Annotated in this window: 19 protein-coding genes and 4 pseudogenes; 15 read left to right on the top strand and 8 right to left on the bottom strand. The window is 67.7% G+C overall.

The features are described 5' to 3' along the window. Positions 1-84: 84 nt before the first annotated feature. On the bottom strand, positions 85-321 hold the full coding sequence (locus tag AC0699_RS24635) for a hypothetical protein (RefSeq protein ID WP_478663936.1): 237 nt from the start codon (positions 319-321) through the stop codon (positions 85-87). A gap of 428 nt (positions 322-749) precedes the next feature. Between AC0699_RS24635 and AC0699_RS24630 the strand changes: the two are divergent. The 9 genes and pseudogenes from AC0699_RS24630 to AC0699_RS24590 all read left to right on the top strand — a co-directional run. Next, positions 750-1430 (top strand): annotated as a pseudogene (locus tag AC0699_RS24630) (helix-turn-helix transcriptional regulator). Between the two features lie 7 nt (positions 1431-1437). Further along, positions 1438-1734, top strand: a complete 297-nt coding sequence (locus tag AC0699_RS24625; RefSeq protein ID WP_478663933.1) for a hypothetical protein — start codon at positions 1438-1440, stop codon at positions 1732-1734. 134 nt (positions 1735-1868) lie between these two features. Then, positions 1869-2096: pseudogene (locus tag AC0699_RS24620) on the top strand (DSD1 family PLP-dependent enzyme); the annotation flags it as partial. Positions 2097-2650: 554 nt separating this feature from the next. Beyond that, positions 2651-3541 (top strand): oxidoreductase, encoded by an 891-nt coding sequence (locus AC0699_RS24615; protein ID WP_478663931.1) that lies wholly within the window; start codon positions 2651-2653, stop codon positions 3539-3541. Positions 3542-3721: 180 nt separating this feature from the next. Continuing rightward, complete coding sequence (locus AC0699_RS24610; protein ID WP_478663929.1) at positions 3722-4027, top strand: hypothetical protein; 306 nt, start codon at positions 3722-3724, stop codon at positions 4025-4027. 69 nt (positions 4028-4096) lie between these two features. Continuing rightward, on the top strand, positions 4097-4402 hold the full coding sequence (locus AC0699_RS24605) for a DUF6247 family protein (protein WP_478663925.1): 306 nt from the start codon (positions 4097-4099) through the stop codon (positions 4400-4402). After that, a complete protein-coding gene (locus AC0699_RS24600; RefSeq protein WP_478663922.1) occupies positions 4399-4659 on the top strand; it encodes a hypothetical protein in 261 nt (86 codons plus the stop codon). The genes AC0699_RS24605 and AC0699_RS24600 overlap by 4 nt, the downstream gene beginning before the upstream one ends. A gap of 1623 nt (positions 4660-6282) precedes the next feature. After that, positions 6283-6948, top strand: coding sequence for an HAD family hydrolase (locus tag AC0699_RS24595; protein ID WP_478663919.1), 666 nt, complete (start codon positions 6283-6285; stop codon positions 6946-6948). A 552-nt stretch (positions 6949-7500) separates the two neighbouring features. Further along, a pseudogene (locus tag AC0699_RS24590) lies at positions 7501-7659 on the top strand (plasmid stabilization protein); the annotation flags it as partial. Between the two features lie 82 nt (positions 7660-7741). On the opposite strand, the pseudogene AC0699_RS24585 reads toward AC0699_RS24590, so the two are convergent. Continuing rightward, positions 7742-7849, bottom strand: a pseudogene (locus tag AC0699_RS24585) (SDR family NAD-dependent epimerase/dehydratase); the annotation flags it as partial. Between the two features lie 268 nt (positions 7850-8117). On the opposite strand from AC0699_RS24585, the gene AC0699_RS24580 reads away from it, so the two are divergent. After that, entirely contained in the window at positions 8118-8276 is a 159-nt protein-coding gene (locus AC0699_RS24580) for a hypothetical protein (protein WP_478663916.1), read from the top strand. Positions 8277-8766: 490 nt separating this feature from the next. Here AC0699_RS24580 and AC0699_RS24575 read toward each other — a convergent pair whose 3' ends face one another. Then, the gene (locus AC0699_RS24575; protein ID WP_478663913.1) at positions 8767-9147 is read right to left on the bottom strand and encodes a VOC family protein; all 381 of its coding nucleotides are present in this window, start codon (positions 9145-9147) and stop codon (positions 8767-8769) included. A gap of 195 nt (positions 9148-9342) precedes the next feature. Between AC0699_RS24575 and AC0699_RS24570 the strand changes: the two genes are divergently transcribed. Further along, positions 9343-9708: a hypothetical protein gene (locus tag AC0699_RS24570; protein ID WP_478663911.1), complete on the top strand. Its 366-nt coding sequence runs from the start codon at positions 9343-9345 to the stop codon at positions 9706-9708. A 189-nt stretch (positions 9709-9897) separates the two neighbouring features. Further along, positions 9898-10575 carry a DNA polymerase beta superfamily protein gene (locus AC0699_RS24565; protein WP_478663909.1) on the top strand — a complete coding sequence of 226 codons (678 nt, stop codon included), beginning with the start codon at positions 9898-9900 and terminating at the stop codon, positions 10573-10575. 241 nt (positions 10576-10816) lie between these two features. Here AC0699_RS24565 and AC0699_RS24560 read toward each other — a convergent pair whose 3' ends face one another. Continuing rightward, entirely contained in the window at positions 10817-11032 is a 216-nt protein-coding gene (locus AC0699_RS24560) for a hypothetical protein (protein ID WP_478663907.1), read from the bottom strand. Positions 11033-11693: 661 nt separating this feature from the next. Between AC0699_RS24560 and qcrB the strand changes: the two genes are divergently transcribed. Further along, complete coding sequence (qcrB, locus tag AC0699_RS24555; RefSeq protein ID WP_478663904.1) at positions 11694-13334, top strand: cytochrome bc1 complex cytochrome b subunit; 1641 nt, start codon at positions 11694-11696, stop codon at positions 13332-13334. A gap of 9 nt (positions 13335-13343) precedes the next feature. On the opposite strand, the gene ctaF is transcribed toward qcrB, so the two are convergent. The 3 genes from ctaF to AC0699_RS24540 form a co-directional block, all read right to left on the bottom strand. Continuing rightward, entirely contained in the window at positions 13344-13733 is a 390-nt protein-coding gene (ctaF, locus tag AC0699_RS24550) for an aa3-type cytochrome oxidase subunit IV (protein ID WP_478663901.1), read from the bottom strand. Further along, positions 13730-15448, bottom strand: a complete 1719-nt coding sequence (gene ctaD / locus AC0699_RS24545; RefSeq protein ID WP_478663898.1) for an aa3-type cytochrome oxidase subunit I — start codon at positions 15446-15448, stop codon at positions 13730-13732. The genes ctaF and ctaD overlap by 4 nt, the downstream gene beginning before the upstream one ends. A gap of 263 nt (positions 15449-15711) precedes the next feature. Then, on the bottom strand, positions 15712-16677 hold the full coding sequence (locus AC0699_RS24540) for an EamA family transporter (RefSeq protein ID WP_478663895.1): 966 nt from the start codon (positions 16675-16677) through the stop codon (positions 15712-15714). Between the two features lie 90 nt (positions 16678-16767). Between AC0699_RS24540 and AC0699_RS24535 the strand changes: the two genes are divergently transcribed. Then, positions 16768-17679 (top strand): LysR family transcriptional regulator, encoded by a 912-nt coding sequence (locus AC0699_RS24535; RefSeq protein WP_478663892.1) that lies wholly within the window; start codon positions 16768-16770, stop codon positions 17677-17679. A gap of 91 nt (positions 17680-17770) precedes the next feature. Continuing rightward, complete coding sequence (locus AC0699_RS24530) at positions 17771-17956, top strand: DUF1737 domain-containing protein (protein ID WP_030612363.1); 186 nt, start codon at positions 17771-17773, stop codon at positions 17954-17956. Positions 17957-18201: 245 nt separating this feature from the next. On the opposite strand, the gene AC0699_RS24525 is transcribed toward AC0699_RS24530, so the two are convergent. After that, positions 18202-19386 carry an alcohol dehydrogenase catalytic domain-containing protein gene (locus tag AC0699_RS24525; protein WP_478663889.1) on the bottom strand — a complete coding sequence of 395 codons (1185 nt, stop codon included), beginning with the start codon at positions 19384-19386 and terminating at the stop codon, positions 18202-18204. Positions 19387-19494 lie beyond the last annotated feature (108 nt).

Raw genomic sequence — 19494 nt, 5'->3', positions numbered from 1 at the left:
GGGCGTGCGCGAGGCGCTGCGCCCGGCGCAGGACTTGCTGCGCCAGGTTCAGGACTCGCGGGAAGCGCTGGACCGAGCGCGGGGTCATCGCCGCATAGGTCGCCCGGGCGGCTCGGACCACACCTCCGGGCCGCCGCCGCGCCACTCGATCAGCTCCGGGTCGTCGATCGCGGTGTCGGCTTCGGGCAGCTTCGCACCGCGCAGGAACTCCAGCAGATCGAGCAAGTGATACGCCACGCCGACAGACTCGCCGCGGATCGCCACCCGCCTGCCGCCCTCCGGCGACAGCGGATACACGACCACGGGCGCCTCTCCAGCCATGTCACCAGCGTCCATCCGAACGCGTCCGGACGCATCCTGATCACGCAACGTGACAGTCCCGTAGGCATGCGCTGCGTGACCCGCGCCGGTCAGCACAGCTGCGCGAGGACGCCACGAACCCGCCCGGGCGGGTTCGTGGCGTCCTCGCACAGCTCGCGCAGGATCGCGGCGAGCTCGGGACCGTCGGCATCGCCGGTGAGGCGTCCTGGATCTGCTGGTCGGCCGGGGCGGCGATGCCGATCGTGGCGCCGACGTGTTCCGGGCGGGGCTGGAGTGCCTAGACTTCCCGTCTAAGATTGGATTTCTCGTCGATGCCACGGGGTGATCCACGGCATTGGCGTACATACCGATCCCCGATCCGTCCGCTTCCGGGTCGCCCGGACCGGTTCCGCGGCACGAAGCGGTCGGATCAGCTGGGAGGGAGAGCCGTGAACGACGCGCCGGGCCGGGAGCCCGAGCCGAGACCTGCCGTCCCCGCAGGCGCCGAGGATGCGGACGAGCACCTCGTCCGCGAAGCGGAAAAGATCGCAGTGGCCCTCGGCAGGACGCTGCCCGGCCTGTGTGAGGTCGTCCTGCATGACCTGCGCAATCCGGACCACGCCATCCGGGTCATCGAGAACAATCTGTCGGGACGTCAGGTGGGCGACTCGGCCACCGAGTTGGGCCTGGCCAGGATCAGCGACCCCGAGTACCCCAGCGTCATCCAGAACTACGCAAACCACTTCCCGGACGGCCGGCCGGTCAAGAGCACCTCGATCGGAATCTAGAACGCCTCGGGCGACTACATCGCCGCCCTCTGCCTCAACCTCGACGTATCGGTGCTCTCCCCGCTGACCCTGACCCTGGCGAACCTGGTTGCGACGGAGACCGAGCACCGCGGGGAGCCCCTGGAGACGTTGCGTGACCGCAACGCCCGGGAGCTGCGCCAGATTGTGGAGAGCCACGCAGCCGAGCGGGCGGTCAGCCCCCGCGCGCTGCCGCGGGAGGCCAAGCGAGAGCTTGTCCGCCAACTGCGCGAGGACGGCTACTTCGAGTCCCGCGACGCCGCACAGGTGATCGCGGACCTGCTCGGCATTTCCCGCGCCACCGTCTACAACTACGCGAAGTGAGGAATCTGTGACCAGCACGATCGCCACCGGCGCGCCTACTGCCGGAGCCGGTGCGGGGATCATCCTGCAGAACGGCCGAGCAGGTGCTGCAGAACCTCGATGCCGGCCTGGCCACCGCTGGATCGAGTCGCGGCCGACCGGTGCCGGTCACGGTGTCGGGACCGACATCGACAACTGGCCGGAGTTCGACCGGCTTTACAGCGCGTGGGCGGGTGGGCATCGCCCGTCGTGTGCCGTAGCCGGCGCCGGCGCCCTGCACCACGGATCCGCTGCGGAGGTGCACGCCATTGCTGCCGTCGACTGAGTCCCCTACCGAGGAGGTCACCGGACGGGGCCTGCTCCACCTGCGCGAGGAACAGACCGCCGCCGTCGGCGACGGTCTCGCCCTCAAGGCGGCCAGGGCCGCATTCCTCGACTCGGACGCATGGGAGTGTCACTGTGACCGCTTCTGCACATCTCGCCACGCTGGCCGACCCGGACACGCCGTTCGCCGTGCTCGACGTGTCCCGCTCGCGCCGCAACGTCCAGCGCCTGTCCGGCCGCCTGAACGAGCTGGGGGTGGCTCTGCGGCCGCATGTGAAGACGGCGAAGAGCCTGCAGGTCGCCGCCCTGATGCACGGCGGTCGACCGGGACCGGTCACGGTCTCGACGCTGGCCGAAGCGGACACCCCGGTGGTGACCGGGGCGGAGGCGACTGGGGACAGGGGCGACTCCCTTCAGCATGAGGCCAATACTGAGACGAGACGTACCGTTTCGCATTTGTGAGGCCAGCACCTCCCGTCCAGCGTCGCAAGACGCTACGTCTCGCAAGGCTCATGGCCCGCATCGCCATCGCGTTCCGGTCGTTGTGATGAGCATGGGCCAGGAAACGAAGCCACGCCGACGTCCCCTCGGCCACGGCGCACCTCACCTGCGCAAGCCCCACAGCGACAGCCGAGAAGCACGTGAGGGGCAGCCGCGGCCGCCGTCCCTGCGGGAGCGAGCGGCACGCCTGCAGCGGGGCTGGTGAGAGGTCTCGCCTCGCCGGGCACAGGAAGTACTGGCCATGGGCCGTATCGCGGGACGGCTCGCCCAGGTCGAACCACGTCGAACGCCTCCCGCCTGCGAGCGGGATCGATGCTGTGACCTGTGGCTACCGTCTCATCGCTATTCCACACACGTCACGAGGCTCAACGACGGCCGTCCTTCCCTGAACCAGGTACCACGGGCAAGATCACGACATGCCATGTGCCCGGAGCACTAGGGTGGTGATCGTGACGACAGAACGATGGGCGCTGGGCGGCGACTTGAGCGTCGCGAGGATCGGCTACGGCGCGATGAAGCTGACTGGTTGGCCGAGGGGCGACCAGCCCCGCCGGGACACGGCACTGGCCATCCTGCGCCGGGCCGTGGAACTCGGGGTGAACCACATCGACACTTCGCACTACTACGCGCGTGACGGAGTGGCGGCCAACGAGCTGATCCGGGAGGCCCTTCACCCCTACCCGGACGACCTGGTGATCGTGACCAAAGTGGGCGCGCTGGTCGAAGGTTCTGATCTCGCCCTGCCTGCGAAGGAGAAGACCGGCCTCACCCCCGACAACCTGCGTCGAGGCATCGAAGCAAACTTGCTCTCGCTCGGCCTGGACCGCCTGGACGTGGTGAACCTGCGGATGGGTGATCTCGACCGCACGGAGACACCCTTGAGCGCGCCCCTGGAAACGCTGCTCGCGCTGCGCGAAGAGGGCCTGATCCGCCATCTGGGTATCTCCAACGTCACCGCCGCCGAGTTCGCCGAGGCCCGCAAGATCGCACCGATCGCCTGTGTCCAGAACCTTTACAACGTGGCCCGACGCGATGATGACCCACTCGTCGACGCCTGCGCGCAAGCCGGCATCGCCTACGTCCCCTTCTTCCCGGTCGGCGGTTTCCAGCCGATCACAGCCGAGCGGCTGGAAGCCGTCGCCACCCGACACCGTGTGACCGTGCCGCAGGTGTCCCTGGCCTGGCTGCTGGCCCGGTCGCCCAACATCCTGCTCATCCCTGGCACCGGCTCGCTGGATCATCTGGAAGAGAACATCGCGGCCGGCGCGCTGAAGTTGAGCACGGAAGACATCGCCGAACTCGGGTAGGAGCGAAGCAGGCTTGAACAACCCCCGCAGCTGTCACGGCCGTTCTGCCCAGGTCGCTTCCGGCGGAGATCACGACCTACGGGTGGAGTGCCGGCGCTCCAAGTTCTCAGCCCGAGCGCATCTGCTGCCCGCGCGACGGGCAGACAGCACCTTGTCACCTTCTCGAGGGAGGAAGCGCTCATGCGCCAGCACAGCCGAGTGGGCGCGGCAGCAGGACTGTTGGTCGTCTTCGGAGTCCTGAGCGGATGCGGGAGCGACACCAAGGGGGTCGACAAGCGCAGCTACCTGTCCGGCTACGAGGATGCCTTCGGTGGCGCGTACATCCCTACAGATCGGCGCAGCCGCGAGGACATCGAGGCCGACTGCGACGACCTCTTCAGGGGCCTGGTGGGCAAGTACGAGGGCAAGGAGATCGTCCGGGCGGACTGGGTTCACGGCTGTGCCGACTACGCCCAGAACAAAGACTCCTTGTTCACGGACGGATAACCCCATGCGGAGTGCCCGCCGCCCCTCACCCCCTTACCGTGGCGAAGAGACTTGCGCCTGGAGGAGCCCATGACCGCCCAGCCTGAGCACACGACCAGCCCCGCGCCCCCGCCCGCCCCGACCGCGGCCGCGCAGCTGCTCGCTCGGATCCGCGCCGACCGCCGCGCCCAGCAGTGGGTGCCGGCCTTCGAAGGGGACTGGGCCAAGGCGCTGGAGGACTCCCGTCACAGCTACAGCCTCACCCCGCTCCACGAGGTCGTCCGCATCTGGCAGGCCCGCCTTGCCGCCGCCCCGGCCGTCGACGCCTTCCTCGCCTCCGGCTGCGACGACTCCGACGGCATCGCCCTGGAAGACGCGCTCGGGGCGCGCCGGTGAGCGACGCCGCCTGGCAGGCCCGTCTGTCGCGCCACGCCCTGGCCGCGCTCGACGCGCTGCCCGAGCATGCCCGCGAGATGCTCCGCGATGTCCTGGACATCGCCTCGCGCGACCCGTGGAGCTTCCCGGCCTTCAACAACCGGGACCCCGAAGGCGAGGACGTGCGCGCCGCCTCGGTCGGACAGCTCACCAGCGTCTACTTCATCAACCGCCAGGCCGGACGCTTGTACGTCATCGACATCGTCTGGCTCGGCTGACCGGCCCCAACGACAGTGCTCGTCCCCGGCATCGGATGCGCCGCGACAGCGGGCACAGCATGGGTCGCGGACAGGTCCCCCACCTGCAACGGCTCGGCGTACCCTGGCACATCAGCGAAACGTGGACCCCCGCCGCACCCGGTGGCTCGCGCGGCGACGGTGCATATCGCCTCGCGGTCGGCCGGTGGCGGCAGCGTGCTGGTGGCCTGGACGACAGTGGAGTCGATCTGCATCAGCCAGTCGATGTCACCGACCGCGACCGCCCGGGTCTGGATCCGTCGATCATGGGGCTTTGCTCGCTGGAAGATGTGCTGCGCCCGGGCATCGATGTGCAACTGGAAGGGTTGCGCTCACCGCGGAGGCGTTGGCGGTGTCGGCCGTGGCATGCGGGCAATCACGTGGAGATGGCTTCGAGCAGGTCGCCGACCTTGGGGTCGGGCAGGGCGCGGGCGACGTCGGCCTGGGCGACGATGCCGACCAGCGTGTGGCCGTCGATCACCGGCGTCGTCGTCGGCGCCGATGGTCACCGCTTCGCCCTGGGCGCCGACGCAGGTGGCGTCCGGGGTCATGATGTCGCGTGCGGTGGTCATGGCGGAGTTCTCCTCCTCGGTCCGGGCGGGCGCCTTGGTGATGGACTGTGCGCCCGAGGTGGTGGTTGGTGGGGCGGCGAGCACGCCGCCGCGGCGCAGTACGGCGTAGCCGACCCCTATGCCGATGGCGACGGGCCACTCGAGGACGTCTGCGGCTCCGAGGATGCCGAGGCCGAGTTAGAGCGGGAGGCCCTTCTTGGCGGGCAGAACCTGCCGCGCGACGGCGACGGGGAGCATGACTGCGTTCAGCGCTCCGTTCGCCACCTTTTCGGCTGAGGGCATGGTCATGGTGGCAGTACGCCGTTGGGTTGCCTACGGCTGTGGGGTGGCCTGGGAGGGGGCTCAGCCAGGCGCTCACCGGGGGCGGCCGTTCCGGTGCCGGATGGGAAGTGCGGTCGGGGCGCGGAGGTCATGGTCATCACCCGCCCGTTCGATACGAATTTCGGCCTGTATCGGTATGTCTATCCCGTATTGCCCCTTTCATGGGTTTCGATCGGCCTGCCTTTGAAGGCCATTCGCGCACCGCCCTGACGCGAGGAGGCACGGTTCATGTCACGGGAGCCAGCCTCGCAATTGGGGATGCCGCCCCTTCTGCGGTCGGTCGTCGCGGGGCTGCTTCTCACGTGGCAGCGGGTGCGCGGGCAGCCCGGGGGGGCGGAGGTGAAGCTTCTCGAGGAACCTCGTCGTGAGGGGTGGTGGCCGTTTCAACAACGGGGGCAAGGCCCGGCTGAAGGTCGCCCGTGCTCGCGCTCGGGTGGTCGACGCACGACGGGGTTCCACCACCAGCTCTCAACGAAGATCATCCGCGAAGACCGACCTGTTGCCGTTGAGGACCTGGCGGTGAAGGGACTCACCCGCGCGCGCCTGGCCAAGTCCGTCCGCGACGCGGATGGTCGCAGTTCGTGACCATGCTGGAATTCAGGGTCTGGCGTGATGCCGAATGGCGGAGCTGGCGCCACACCGCGCGTGGCGCGGCACGGGGCGGGCGGGGGCTTCGGCATGATCGAGCCTCTCTCCGACACCGAGGATGCACATGGGGCTCGCGGCAGTTTTCGACGTGGACGGGACACTCGTGGATACGAATCACCTTCACGTGATGACGTGGTGGGAGTCCTTCAGGCAGGCCGGTCACCGCATCGCGAGCACGGACATCCACAAGGCGATCGGTCTCGCATCGGAAGACCTCATTGCACATCTGCTCGGCGAGGGACGTGATCGTGGCCAGGACGCGCAACTCAGCGCCGCGCACTCGACGTTGTACGCGACCTACTTCGAGCGGCTCGTTGCCGTGGACGGGGCGGGTGACCTGCTGCGCGCGCTGGCCGGGCGCGGCTGGCGGATCCTGCTCGCCACATCGGCCGACGGCGAGGAACTCAGTGCCTTGCGGCGTGCGATCGGAGCTGACGAGGTCATTGCGGGGACGACCAGCGCCGACGACGTGGCGTCCGGCAAGCCGGCGCCGGAGCCGGTCCAGCGGGCGCTGGAGCTCGGCGGCTGTCCGCCGTCCGACGCGGTCTTCGTCGGGGACACGGTCTGGGACATGAAAGCCGGTAAACGGGCTGGGGTCAGGTGCGTCGGCGTGCTCTCGGGAGGAATTCCGCGTGCGGATCTCGAGCAGGCGGGGGCCTCTGCCGTGTACGAGGACACTGCCGACCTGTTGGCGCACCTGGACGACAGCCCACTCGCGACCATCTCTTGACCTTCGCTGGGGACCCCCTGGCTTCAGCCAGGGGGAATTGAGCCTTTGCCTGGAGGTGCGCAGTGCTGGAGCTCTGCGCCTGCAGGACGGTGTTCACGGCGGAAATGTGCGGCCGCAGCGCTGGGAGAACGGTGCAGCCTGGTGAGCGGCGCCGCAGGCTGCGCGGCCGCCGTCGGGTTTTGGGGCCGCCGGTCCGCCCGTCCATAGGTGTACCCCGCTGCGCCTCTGGCTGCTGGCCCGCCGCGGCGCGCCAGCACCGCACCACCAGCTCCCCGAACAGCTCGTAGACACTCATCCGGAAACGTCACACGCCACTGACGGACACCACCGCGAGGATCATGGGGATCACCGCCTGCCGACCACCACTGTCCGTCCGGTCACGACTTCCGCTCTTTCCCGCGCTCGCGCACGGCGAGACAGTCGTGATCGCAGACTCAGACCGGAGCCAGTAAAGCCGCCCCCCAGCAAGGCCGCAAAGTGCTCGCACACACCATCGGAAGCAATCCATGCATCATTCCGCGAACGATCAAGGGATCAGAAACAGCCATTCGTCCTCAGGACCGCAAGTCGGCCTCCCATCGGGGCGGCGAGCATTCTCACCAGGGATCGCAGGGGCCCACGAAGGACCAGCTCGGCGAGGAGGCGAAGAAGAACATCGAGGGGCGCTCCTCGATGAACAAGGACGAGCTGCGCCGGGCGCGCGGTCGCTGACGGGCAGCGCCGCACGACCGTGTGGCAGCAGCGTGCTCTGTTGCGCCTCCCTGGCCGTGCTTCAGTGAGATTTCCTTGCGCGCCCGACGGGGTTGACGTTGCCCCAGTACCGCTCGTTCTGCGGGTGCTGCTCGGGGTCGCCGTACACCTCGGAGGTGGAGGCGAGCAGGAAGCGGGCTGCCGCGTCGCGATGGGCGGCTGCCCGAGGACCGCTTGGTGCATGAACTGGGCTTTGCTTCTCACGGGGCGGCAGGTGCGCGGGATGCCTGGGGGCTGGCAGAGAGTCTTCTTCAGGGGCGTCGCCGCGATGTGGGTCGACGTCCGGGCCCCTGTTGCATCACGGTGTCCGGTGTGCGCGGGCCGGGGGTGTGGCCGTTGCCCGTCGAGTGAAGCGGGCGCTGGAACAGCACCCGGGAGTGCCGTGGGCCCGGGTGAATGCGCCCAGGGAACGGTTGGTCGTGGCCGTTGATTCGCCGCTTCCGCCCCCGAGCCAGCCGGTCGCACTGGTGGAGCAGGCGCAGGGCGACCACGCCGCGGATGTGGAGGCGTTCGACGATGACCTCGACGGCGCTGGACGGACGGTCCGCCCCGGAGCCGTCGTCGGAGGTTCTGCGTGAGTTCGTCATGCTGCTCCCGTTGGTGACCCGCCAGAGCGGCAGCTGCAGCGCGTATGTCATCGTCGGCCAGCGTCACCGTGTTGTCATCCACTGGGTAGCCGTGTGTCTCCTCGAAGTTGTCCATGTAGGTGAGTTGCAGGAACGTCTGATGCTCAGCGGTGCCAACGCCTGCTTCCACGTGCACCGCCTCACGACGCGAGGGCGTGCACCCGGCTGGTGTTCCTGGAGGATCGCATCTCTCAGGGAGTGCACTTGCTACCCGCCCCTGGTTCTCGAACGCACCGTTCGCCCCCAGACGCGCGCTTGAATGACTGTCTCTCGACGCCGGCCGGGGTGTGGGCGGCGCCCGGGTTGAAATCGGGTGATCCGGCCGGCGAAGGTAAACGAAGAGGATGGCCATGGAGGCCTTGGCGTCGACGGCGGTCGGGGAGCCGCGCCGCTCAAGGCCGTGGAGAGAGCCGTACTCGGCTGCTCCGCCGGTGATCCGCCCTCACTTCCTCACACACAGAAGGAAAGAGTGCCCGGCTGGGTCGGCCATGAGGCGTGCTTCGCGAAGCGTTCCAGGGTGCTTCACATCCATCGGGGTGGCCCCGAGATCGACAGCCTCACGCTCGGCTGCGTCCAGGTCACCCGGGTCAAGTGAAATCACCAGGTGTGCCTGCTGCGAGTTCTCCGGGCGCGGCCAGCTCGGCGGCGTGGAGGCGCGATCACGGTGAAATGCCATCATAGAACTGCCCTGACTGGTCACCTCGATGAGATCTGGGTCGTCGGTCGGCAGGACCTCGGCATTCAGCAGCGCCGCGTAGAACTCCGCGAGTGCCTCCGGCGCAGCGCAATCCAGCGCGAGAAGTGGTGTCCTCCGTAACGCCATTGCTCCTCCAGCGTCGAAACATCGTGGACTTGGCGGGTACCCGAGGCTGCAAAGGTCATGCTTCTGCGCATGGTTGGGCCCTGGGCGGGTGGCGCTGCATCATCTCCCATTGCGCCGGCCGCCAACTGCCGCAGCGAGCATCATGATCGGGGCCAGAGCGGCCGGGGACGCCTGGTCAGCGATACGAAGGTCCAGATGCTGCCGATCTGGAGATGGACCTCCTTGGGCTGGTTTCCGCCGGCCGAGGAGGAGGAGCTCGCCGGCCTGGCCGAGGCCGAGCGGGAGGCGTTCGCCGCCGAGCGGCGACGGGCCCGTCGGCTGCTGCGGCACTCGATGCGCCGCGACAGCGGGCACAGCATGCGCCGCGGACAGGTCCCCCATCTGCAACGGCTCGGCGTACCTCGGCACATCAGCGAAACCCACTGCCGCTACGTTCCCGGCTCGAAAGCCCTGGCCCGGTATCTCGACGACGCGGTGCCTTGGCAGGACGAGCCCACCGTGCTGATGCGCCGAACCAGCCGGACGGCCGCCCGGCCCGGTCGACGGCCGCAGATGACGTGACTGGCTCGGGCAGGCGTGCAGATGTAACGGCGGCGCCGTATTGAGACGCAGGGCTACCGATGAACGCACGGAGGTTGCCAGCGGGCGGAAGTTCGCCCATCCACCCTGCGCCGCCCGAAAATCCAGACGATGTGTGGGTCATCTGCCGTACCGTTCATCCGACCCACACCCGCGGAGGAGACGCGATCCATGAACGTGCTGCTGTCAGGGATAGTCGGCTCCACCGCCTACGGGCTCGCCAAGCCCGGGTCCGACATCGATCGCCTTGGCCTCTTCGCCGCGGACACCATCGCATTGCACGGCCTGCACGGCCCCGCCGAATCGCACGTCACCACGCACCCGGACCGCACCCTGCACGAAGCAGCGAAATGGTGCCGCCTCGCCCTCGGCGGCAATCCCACGGCCGCCGAACTGGTCTGGCTCCCCGACGACCTGTACGAAGTACGCACCCCGCTGGGCGACGAACTGATCGAGATCCGCAGCTCGCTCCTGTCCGCCAAGCGAGTCCGGGACGCCTACCTCGGCTACGCCACCCAGCAGTTCAAGCGGCTCTACGACCGCGGCGACGGATCTTCCTCCGCAGACACGCGCAAGCGGACCGCGAAGCATGCCCGTCACCTCATGCGCCTGTGCCATCAAGGCTTCGAGCTGTACGCCACCGGCCGGCTGAACGTCCGCGTCGAGAACCCCGAGGCTTTCCACGAGTTCGGCGAGGTGGTTGCTGCGGACGCAATGGCGGCGCTGCCTCTCCTGCAGCGATTCGAGGAGCGGTTCGACCGGACGAAGAGCGTCCTGCCGACCCAGCCGGACGAGGCGCCCGTCGAGGCATGGTTGCACCGGGTTCGCGCCGCGCACTACACGCCCTGACGGCAGGGCCGGCCCGGCGGGATGAAGGGCGCAGCGGCACGTAGACGCCCGTGTGCTCGGCAGGCAGCTGCGGCAGGTGATGATGCGCGGCGGTGGACCCATGACCACAGCCTCGCGCTGAAATCGTGAAGCGCATCCGTACGGGTCCCGAACAGCGGTCGGCAGCGATGGGCCGCTGTCGTCACACGTCGGCGGGACAGGGGTCCACTCACGCGGCAGCCACCACGCGCCCACCAGGGCGTCAGTCGGCAGCGCCCCACACGTCCAGGCCGCCTCCGCGCCACTCCACGAACGCGGGGTCGGCGAGGTCAATCCGGTCCGGGTCGAGCCCCGCCCGGCGTATGAACTCGACGACGTCCTTCGGGCCGAATGCGCGACCCATGATCAGGCCGTCGATGCGCACCCGCCGGGTGCCCTGGTCGTCCGGCGGGTAGACGATCACGAGCGGAGGGACCACGCTCCCAGCGTGCATCACGACCGATCCGTACGCATCAGGACGGCAGTCCTGGGCAGGCGAGCAGCCAAGAGCCCCTGTCTCCGCACGTCGGCGAGACGGGGGCTCTGTTTGCAAGCTGGGGCTGAAGGGGCCGAAGTGCATTCACCCGCCGGTCGGGGTGCAATGACACAGGGCCCCTGTTCAACGCGCCGTACGGGACGGGGGCGCACCGCTGCGTAGGCCGCCCCCCGCGATCGTCACCCGTCTGCCTCCGTCACGGGACAGCGGGTGAACGATCACGGGCGCGGCCACGTCGTACCGTGCGACGGAGTGAGGCGAGGCGAGATGGCCTCGTGGCGCCCCGGGGTGTCGGCACTTCACCGGTGTGGCCAGTCGTGCTGCCAAATGACGGGCACTCACGTCAGCCTCACGCAAGCCCACGGCCGCTTCACCGCCGGACGCACTGCACCGCCGCCCGCACGGGCGACGCGCGCCGACGGCAGCAATCCGCTGGAGCTGCCCCCGCTACGACATTCACCTGTGCACCAGGGCCGAATCGGCCGATCAGCGGTCGATGCCGCGATTCTGTGTGATCTCTCCGAGCAATGCGTTACCTATAAAGAGCGAATCGGGACAATGAGGGGGCGGATGGGCTGAAGGGGGATCGACGGGAGAGTGGTGCATGCCCCTGCGGAAGCGGAAGGCGCAGCTGAAGGCCCGGGCCGGGCAGGCGGCGATCCGTGGGTACGGTGCGGTGGACGGGCGGCTGCCCGTGACCGAGCTGGCCAGGCAGTTGTTGCGCAAGGCCTTTCCCGACCACTGGTCGTTTCTCCTCGGCGAGATCGCGCTTTACTCCTTTCTGGTGCTGCTGCTCACCGGCGTGTATCTCACTCTGTTCTTCGATCCGAGCATGATCGAGAGTGTTTACACCGGCCCCTATGTGCCCCTTCAGGGCAAGCTGATGACGCAGGCTTACACCACCACGCTCAACATCAGCTTCGCGGTGCGCGGAGGGCTGCTGGTTCGTCAGATCCACCACTGGGCGGCGTTGGTTTTCGTCGCCGGGATTGCTGTCCACATGCTGCGGATCTTCTTCACCGGCGCGTTCCGTAAGCCCCGGGAGGCAAACTGGATCGTGGGTGTGACATTGTTCGTGCTCGCGCTCCTCGAAGGGTTCGCAGGCTACTCGCTGCCCGACGACCTGTTGTCCGGCACGGGCCTGAGGACAGCGGCCACCATCGTGGGATCGATCCCGGTCGTCGGTACCTATCTCGAGCTGTTCGTCTTCGGAGGGCAGTTCCCCGGAAACGTCATCCTCCCCCGTCTCTACATCATTCATGTCCTGCTCGTCCCGGGCCTGATCGTGGCGCTGATCACCGTTCACCTCATCCTGGTGGTCTATCTGAAGCACACCCACTGGGCGGCCCAGGGGAAGACCAACCAGAACGCCGTCGGCTCGCCGATGTTCCCTCAGTTCACCGCGAAGACCACCGGCTTCTTCCTCATGGTGTTCGGCGTACTGACCTTGATGGGCGCGCTGGCCCAGGTCAACCCGGTATGGCAGTACGGCCCCTACCGCGCCGACCAGGTCTCCGGAAACGCACAGCCGGACTGGTACGTCGGGTTCCTGGAGGGCGCGCTCCGGCTGATGCCGCCGTGGGAGACCAATATCGCGGGCCACACCATCATGTGGAACGTGTTCATTCCGACGATCGTGCTGCCCGGCGTCGTCTTCACGGTGCTGTTCCTCTATCCCTTCTTCGAGAAGTGGGTGACGGGCGACCGCAGGGAACACCATCTGTGCGACCGGCCGCGCAACCGCCCGACCCGTACGGGGCTCGGCGTGGCGGCCATCGTCTTCTACGCCGTTCTCCTGGTCGCCGGCGGCAATGACGTCGTCGCGTTCTCCTTCCGGATTTCGATCGAGGCGACGACCTGGATCCTGAGGATCGCCCTGATCGTCGGCCCGCTCGTGGCCTTCGCGGTGACCAAGCGCCTCTGCCTCGCCCTTCAGATGCGCGACCGCCGTCGGCTGACGGAAGGTGAGGAGACCGGTCAGGTGACCCAGTCGGCATATGGCGCACTCTCCGAGAGTCACCGAGAGCTGGCGCCGACCGCCCGGTACCGCATCCTGATGCGTGACGTCCCGACGCCTCTGGAGCTCCCCGCCGAAGGAACGGTCTCACGTCGACGGCGGCTGAGAACCGTTCTGAGCGGCTGGTACTACAGGGACCTCGTGGAGCTGCCCGCCACGGACGAGCAGCGGTCCCAGATCGCGGAACGTGCGGCGCCGCCGGAGCGGTTCCGCGAGCCCCAGGACTGAGACCTTTCCTCAGCCTTCTGGAAACACGTACTGGAAGACCAATCCGAACACCCCCGCCAGCGTCACGCCAAGCCCGATCAGGAAGAGCCACAGACCGAACACCACCCCGAGGGCGGCCAAAGCCACGCCGGCGGCGGTCAGCAGCGGCCAGACGCTGTCCGGAGAGAAGAAGTCCAGCGGACCGGACCTCTCGACGATGTCCGCGTCCCTGCGGTCCTCAGGGCGCAGTCCTTTCCTCCGGTAGTTGGTGGCGAAGAAGAAGGTGACCAGCGACGCCATCAGGAACGAGACGGTGAGCGCCGCCGTGCCGGCAGGATCGCGTGACCACACGGCGTAGAGAACGTCGGTCACGAGAAAGAATCCCGCGACTCCGGCGAAGAGAATGGCCTCGGTCTTCACTCGCCCATCTCCTCTGTAGTGCTCGGAGTGGATGGGGACGCACCTCGGCCGAGGCGTAGCTTCTCCCTCTCCAGGGTCTCGGGGTGGTTCAGGTCGAAGGCCGGCGAGTCAGAACGTACGCGGGGCAGAGCCAGGAAGTTGTGCCGTGGGGGTGGACAGGAGGTCGCCCATTCCAAGGAGCGGCCAAACCCCCAAGGGTCGTCCACCTCGACCTTCGGTGCGCGACGGCTGGTGCGCCACACGTTGTACAGGAACGGCAGTGTCGACAGGCCCAGCAGAAATGAGCCGATGGAAGAGATCGTGTTGAGGAGGGTGAAGCCGTCTGCGGCGAGATAGTCGGCGTAGCGCCGGGGCATCCCGGACTCACCCAGCCAGTGTTGGACCAGGAAGGTGATCTGGAAGCCGATGAACAAGGTCCAGAAGTGGATTCGCCCGATGCGTTCGTCGAGCATGCGCCCTGTCCATTTGGGCCACCAGAAGTAGAATCCGCCGAACATCGCGAAGACCACTGTGCCGAAGAGTACGTAGTGGAGGTGGGCGACGATGAAGTACGAGTCTGTGAGGTGGAAGTCCATGGGGGGCGAGGCGATCAGCACTCCGCTGAGGCCGCCGAGGAGAAATGTGACCAGGAAGCCCACGGCCCAGAGCATGGGTGTTTCGAAGGAGAGGCTGCCGTATCGCATGGTGCCGATCCAGTTGAAGAATTTGACCCCGGTGGGCACGGCGATGATGAACGACATGGCCGCGAAGAACGGCAGCAGCACGGCTCCCGTCGCGAACATGTGATGGGCCCAGACGACTGCCGAGAGCATGGTGATGGTGATCGTGGCCATGACCATGCCGAAGTACCCGAACATCGGCTTTCGGCTGAACGCGGGAATGATCTCGCTCACCACCCCGAAGAACGGCAACGCGACGATATAGACCTCGGGGTGGCCGAAGAACCAGAACAAGTGCTGCCACAGCAGCGCGCCGCCGTTGGCGGAGTCGTAGATATGGGCCCCGAACTTCCGGTCGGCTTCGAGGGCGAGCAGCGTGGCGGCGAGTACGGGGAACGCGAGCAGCGCGAGGATCGAAGTGAAGAGAATGTTCCAGGTGAAGATCGGCATCCGGAACATGGTCATTCCTGGGGCGCGCAGACACACGATCGTGGCGATGAAGTTGACGGATCCGAGGGTGGTGCTGATCCCGGACAGCACGAGCCCCATGGTCCACAGGTCTCCGCCGGCGCCGGGTGAGAAGACGGCGTTGTTCAGCGGGGCGTAAGCGAACCAGCCGAAGTGGGCCGCGCCGCCCGGGACGACGAATCCGGACACCACGATGATTCCGCCGAACAGGAAGAGCCAGTAGGTGAGCGCGTTGAGGCGGGGGAAGGCGACATCGGGCGCGCCGATCTGGAGCGGCATGACGGCGTTCGCGAAGCCGGCGAACATCGGGGTGGCGAACAGCAGCATCATGACGGTGCCGTGGATGGTGAACAGTTGGTTGTACTGTTCGGCGCTGACGATCCGCATGCCGGGCCGGGCCAGCTCCGCCCGCATGATCATGGCCATCATCCCGGCCAACAGAAAGAACCCGAACGCAGTAACCATGTAGAGATTGCCGATGACTTTGTGATCCGTGGTCGTCAGCCAACCCATGAGCCTGACACCGGCACTGATGCGCCTGTTGGCCCCCGGCTCGGCCGACGCGGCTTCCTGCAGGTCCTGCGCCATCGGTTCTCCATCCCGCCCAGGTGACTCGATGGTGGCGCCTTCCACCACCGACGGCCCGTACGACTGGCGATGACGCCCCGAATTTCACCAGTTCACCGGCGCTCCGAACGGGTGCCCCAGTGTCCTGGTGCGTCCCGGATGCGCCCGCCCCGGCTGTCATGAGCCAGACCGTCGTGACCATCATCGCGAGTGCCGGGGCGTGCCCAAGGTTGGACCGTTCCCCTCAAACGCGGGGATGGCCCTCGGCGTGCTCCGGCGCGATGTCAGGGCCGCTCCGGAACTCGTACGTCCGGCTCCTGCGGTACCAGTACCCCTGGCTCCGAACGCTCGCAGTCAGACGTCCCGGCCCTGTCCGCCTCGGGCGATCCGGTCCGGCCGCCGGCGCCCGCCAGGGACGTCAGCGCCACCCCGCCCACCAGCAGGGCCGCCGCGCACCACCTCAGCGGAGTCACCGACTCGTTGAGGAACAGCGCCGCCGAGGACATGCCGAAGACCGGGACCAGCAGCGAGAAGGGGGCCACGAACGATGCGGGGTAGCGGCGCAGCAACCAGCCCCATGCCCCGAAGCCGAAGATCGTGGTGACCCAGGCGACGTAAACGATGACTCCGGTGCCTGTCCAGTCCAATGACCGCAGCGCAGCCAGGTCGCGCTCCGGACCCTCTACGAGCAGGGAGAGGCCGATCAACGGGAGTACCGGGACGGTGCTCACCCACACCATGAAATTCAGTGCGTCCGGCGGGGACGCCCTGCGGGTCAGGACGTTCGAGATGCCCCAGCAGGCCGCCGCGGCCACACACAGGGCGAAGCCGAGCAACGGGCCTGACGTGCCTTCGTCGATCGCCGCGACCGCGATACCCGCGAGGGCGACGGTCATGCCCAGGACCCGTATCCGGCCTGGGCGCTCACCCAGGAAGAGGAAGGCGAACAGGGCCGTGAAAACCGCTTGGACCTGGAGAATCAGGGAGGCAAGTCCGGCCGGCGCTCCCCGGTCCATGCCCGTGAAGAGCAGGCCGAACTTGGCAACGCCGAGGATCAGTCCGACGCCCAGGATCCACTTCCAGGCGACCTTGGGGCGGCCGACGAGGAAGACCGCGGGCAGCGCTGCCGCCAGAAAGCGCAGGGCGGAGAAGAGCAGCGGCGGGAAGTGGTCGAGGCCGATCTCGATGACGACGAAGTTGACTCCCCAGACAGCGGCGAGGGCGGCGAGAGCTACATGTGCAGGGCGCATGGGTTGAGCATCACCGGACCCAACCATGTAGCACCAGCGCAGATATCTTCATGGTTGGATGAAGCAGACGTAACGAATGAGGAGGCTGTCGTGCTCGATCTCGCCCGGCTGCGCGCCCTGCACGCCGTCTCCGTGTACGGCACGGTCGGCGCCGCCGCGGCCGCTCTCGGCTACACCCCGTCCGCCGTCTCCCAGCAGATCGCCAAGCTGGAGCGGGAGACCCGCACCACGCTCCTCGAACGACAGGGACGCGGCGTACGCCTCACCGACGAGGCGCACCAACTTGCCGATACCGCCCAGCAGTTGCTCTCGATTGTCGAGAAGGCAGAGGTACGTCTCGAGGAGCAGCGCGGGCTGCCGTCCGGCCGCCTCGCCATCGGCTGCTTCGCCAGCGCCGCTCGTGGGCTGATGCCCCGCGCCCTCGCCGAGCTCGCTCGCCGCCACGCCTCCCTCGACGCCCGGCTGTCCGAGGTCGACCCGCACATTTCCATCGATCTGGTCGCCCGCGGCGTGTTCGACCTGGCGGTCGCGCACGACTGGGACATCGCACCGATGCCCGCCCCGCCCGGTGTCGAACAGGCCGTCATCGGGGACGACCTCTGCGACGTGCTGGTACCGGCCGATCACCCGCTGGCGGCCGAGGAGTCCGTACGGCGTGAAGACCTGAAGGACGAACGCTGGATCTCGCAGCCGCCCGGCACGGTATGTCACGACTGGCTGGTGCGCACGCTGCGGGCGACGGGCCGCGAGCCGGACATCGTCCACCAGGCCGAGGAGAACCACACCCAGGTCGCCCTCGTCGCCGCCGGTCTCGGGATCGCCCTGGTTCCCCGGCTCGGCCGCGGACCGCTGCCGTCGCAGGTGGCGACCGTGCGGCTGACTCCGGTGCCCAAGCGGCGGCTGTGCGCCCTGTGGCGTACGGGTGCGGCCCGGCGGCCGGCGATCACCGAGACTGTACGCACGCTCCAGGACCTTTGGCCCTCCGTCGCAGCCCGCGACTGACCGGCTGTCCTGACGACCTTGGGAGCCATTGAGTTCCGGACATGCCGGCCCGGCGGCTCGGTTGGCGGGGGAGTTTGAGATCCTTCCCCTCATGAGCACCCCACCAGACGGATTGCCTGTCTACCGAGTCCTGACCGGCCCGGACGACGCCGCCTTCTGCCAACGTGTGAGCGAAGCGATCGGTCTTGGGTACGAACTGCACGAAGGCCCCGCCGTCACCTTCAACGGTGAGAACGTCATCGTTGCCCAGGCGCTGGTCTGGCCGGCACTGCCATAGCGACTTTGTCGCCACGTAGATGATCGCCGCGAGCACCGCACAGTGCCCGCCGACCACCGTCCTGCGGGCGCGTCGGTACAGACGGCCACCCGCTGGAACAGCTCCATGACTCGTGCGGTTTCAGAGACTGCGGTCGTGCCCGTTCGCCACCAGCTCGCGTCCGTCCCAGAGCCCACGGGCTGCACCGGCCGGGCCTCCGATTGCGGACGTGGACAGCCACCTCAGCCGTGCCGCGCTGTGCGTCATCACGGCTTCAGCAGCGTTTTGATCATCCCGTTCTCCTTGGCCTGAAAGGCCTTGTAGGCCTGCGGGCCCTCTTCCAGAGGAAGCTTGTGGGTGTCGAAGTTCTCGACTCCGAGGGGGTCCTGGTCGTTGAGGAGGGGAAGGATCTCGTCCACCCAGTGCCTGACATTGGCCTGGCCCATCCGCAGTTGGATCTGTTTGTCGAACAAGGTCATCAGCGGCAGAGGGTCGGCTGTGCCGCCGTAGACGCCGACCACCGAGACCGTCCCGCCCCGGCGCACGAGTTCAATCGCGGTGTAGAGGGCGCTGAGCCGGTCGACGCCGGCGTGTTCCATCAGGCGTTGCGCAACCGGGTCGGGCAGCAGCCCTATCGCCCAGTGGGCAGCCTTGGCGACCGGGGCTCCGTGAGCTTCCATTCCCACGGCGTCGATCACCGCGTCCGTGCCGCGCCCCTCTGTCAGTCCCCGGACCCTCTCTGCCAGGTCTTTGCCGTGGCTGCGCAGGTCGAGGGTTGTCACTCCGCGGGCGTTCGCCCGTTCGAGCCGTTCCGGTACGAGGTCTACACCGATGACCAGGCGAGCACCGCGGTGTAGGGCGATGCGTGCAGCCATCTCGCCGATCGGGCCGAGACCGAGGACGGTGAGGGTGCCACTCGGGGGAAGAGCCGCGTATTCGACCGCTTGCCATGCTGTGGGGAGCACGTCCGAGAGGAAGACGTAACGCTCGTCGGGCGGGCCGTGGGGGACTTTGATGGGCAGGGTGTCGCCGAACGGAACCCGCAGGAGTTCGGCCTGACCGCCGGGCACCTGGCCGTACAGCTTGGTGTAGCCGAACAACGAGGCACCCGTACCCCGCTCCTCGACCTGCGTCGTCTCACACTGCGACTGCAGTCCCCGGTTACACATGAAGCAACGGCCGCACGAGATGTTGAACGGAACAACGACACGGTCGCCTGCGGCGAGTGCGGACACATCTGCGCCCACCTCTTCGACTACGCCCATCGGCTCGTGGCCGAGGATGTCACCCGGATCGAGATACGGGCCCATCACCTCGTAGAGGTGCAGGTCAGAGCCGCAGATGCCGGTGGATGTGATCCTGACGATCACATCCGACGGTTCCTTGAGGATCGGGTCGGGCACGGTTTCGACCCGGACGTCACGCTTGCCGTGCCATGTCAGTGCACGCATGGTCCCTCCGGAAGGAGTCCCCATCAACAGTGAACTTGGTCGCTCCGAGGTCGACCCCGGGTGGCGTCGTTGTCGAGGCCTGAACGGTCCTGTGGTGGCGGGGCAGTC

It is taken from the genome of Streptomyces sp. NPDC043870 (assembly GCF_056435785.1).
This window is presented reverse-complemented; position numbering and strand designations above follow the sequence as displayed.

What these genes read in the sequence shown, in the direction of transcription:
- AC0699_RS24635 (WP_478663936.1), bottom strand. Translation starts at nt 321, where the DNA reads ATGGCTGGAGAGGCGCCCGTGGTCGTGTATCCGCTGTCGCCGGAGGGC.
- AC0699_RS24615 (WP_478663931.1), top strand. Translation starts at nt 2,651, where the DNA reads ATGCCATGTGCCCGGAGCACTAGGGTGGTGATCGTGACGACAGAACGA.
- AC0699_RS24610 (WP_478663929.1), top strand. Translation starts at nt 3,722, where the DNA reads ATGCGCCAGCACAGCCGAGTGGGCGCGGCAGCAGGACTGTTGGTCGTC.
- AC0699_RS24605 (WP_478663925.1), top strand. Translation starts at nt 4,097, where the DNA reads ATGACCGCCCAGCCTGAGCACACGACCAGCCCCGCGCCCCCGCCCGCC.
- AC0699_RS24595 (WP_478663919.1), top strand. Translation starts at nt 6,283, where the DNA reads ATGGGGCTCGCGGCAGTTTTCGACGTGGACGGGACACTCGTGGATACG.
- AC0699_RS24575 (WP_478663913.1), bottom strand. Translation starts at nt 9,147, where the DNA reads ATGGCGTTACGGAGGACACCACTTCTCGCGCTGGATTGCGCTGCGCCG.
- AC0699_RS24570 (WP_478663911.1), top strand. Translation starts at nt 9,343, where the DNA reads ATGCTGCCGATCTGGAGATGGACCTCCTTGGGCTGGTTTCCGCCGGCC.
- AC0699_RS24565 (WP_478663909.1), top strand. Translation starts at nt 9,898, where the DNA reads ATGAACGTGCTGCTGTCAGGGATAGTCGGCTCCACCGCCTACGGGCTC.
- qcrB (WP_478663904.1), top strand. Translation starts at nt 11,694, where the DNA reads ATGCCCCTGCGGAAGCGGAAGGCGCAGCTGAAGGCCCGGGCCGGGCAG.
- ctaD (WP_478663898.1), bottom strand. Translation starts at nt 15,448, where the DNA reads ATGGCGCAGGACCTGCAGGAAGCCGCGTCGGCCGAGCCGGGGGCCAAC.
- AC0699_RS24540 (WP_478663895.1), bottom strand. Translation starts at nt 16,677, where the DNA reads ATGCGCCCTGCACATGTAGCTCTCGCCGCCCTCGCCGCTGTCTGGGGA.
- AC0699_RS24530 (WP_030612363.1), top strand. Translation starts at nt 17,771, where the DNA reads ATGAGCACCCCACCAGACGGATTGCCTGTCTACCGAGTCCTGACCGGC.
- AC0699_RS24525 (WP_478663889.1), bottom strand. Translation starts at nt 19,386, where the DNA reads ATGCGTGCACTGACATGGCACGGCAAGCGTGACGTCCGGGTCGAAACC.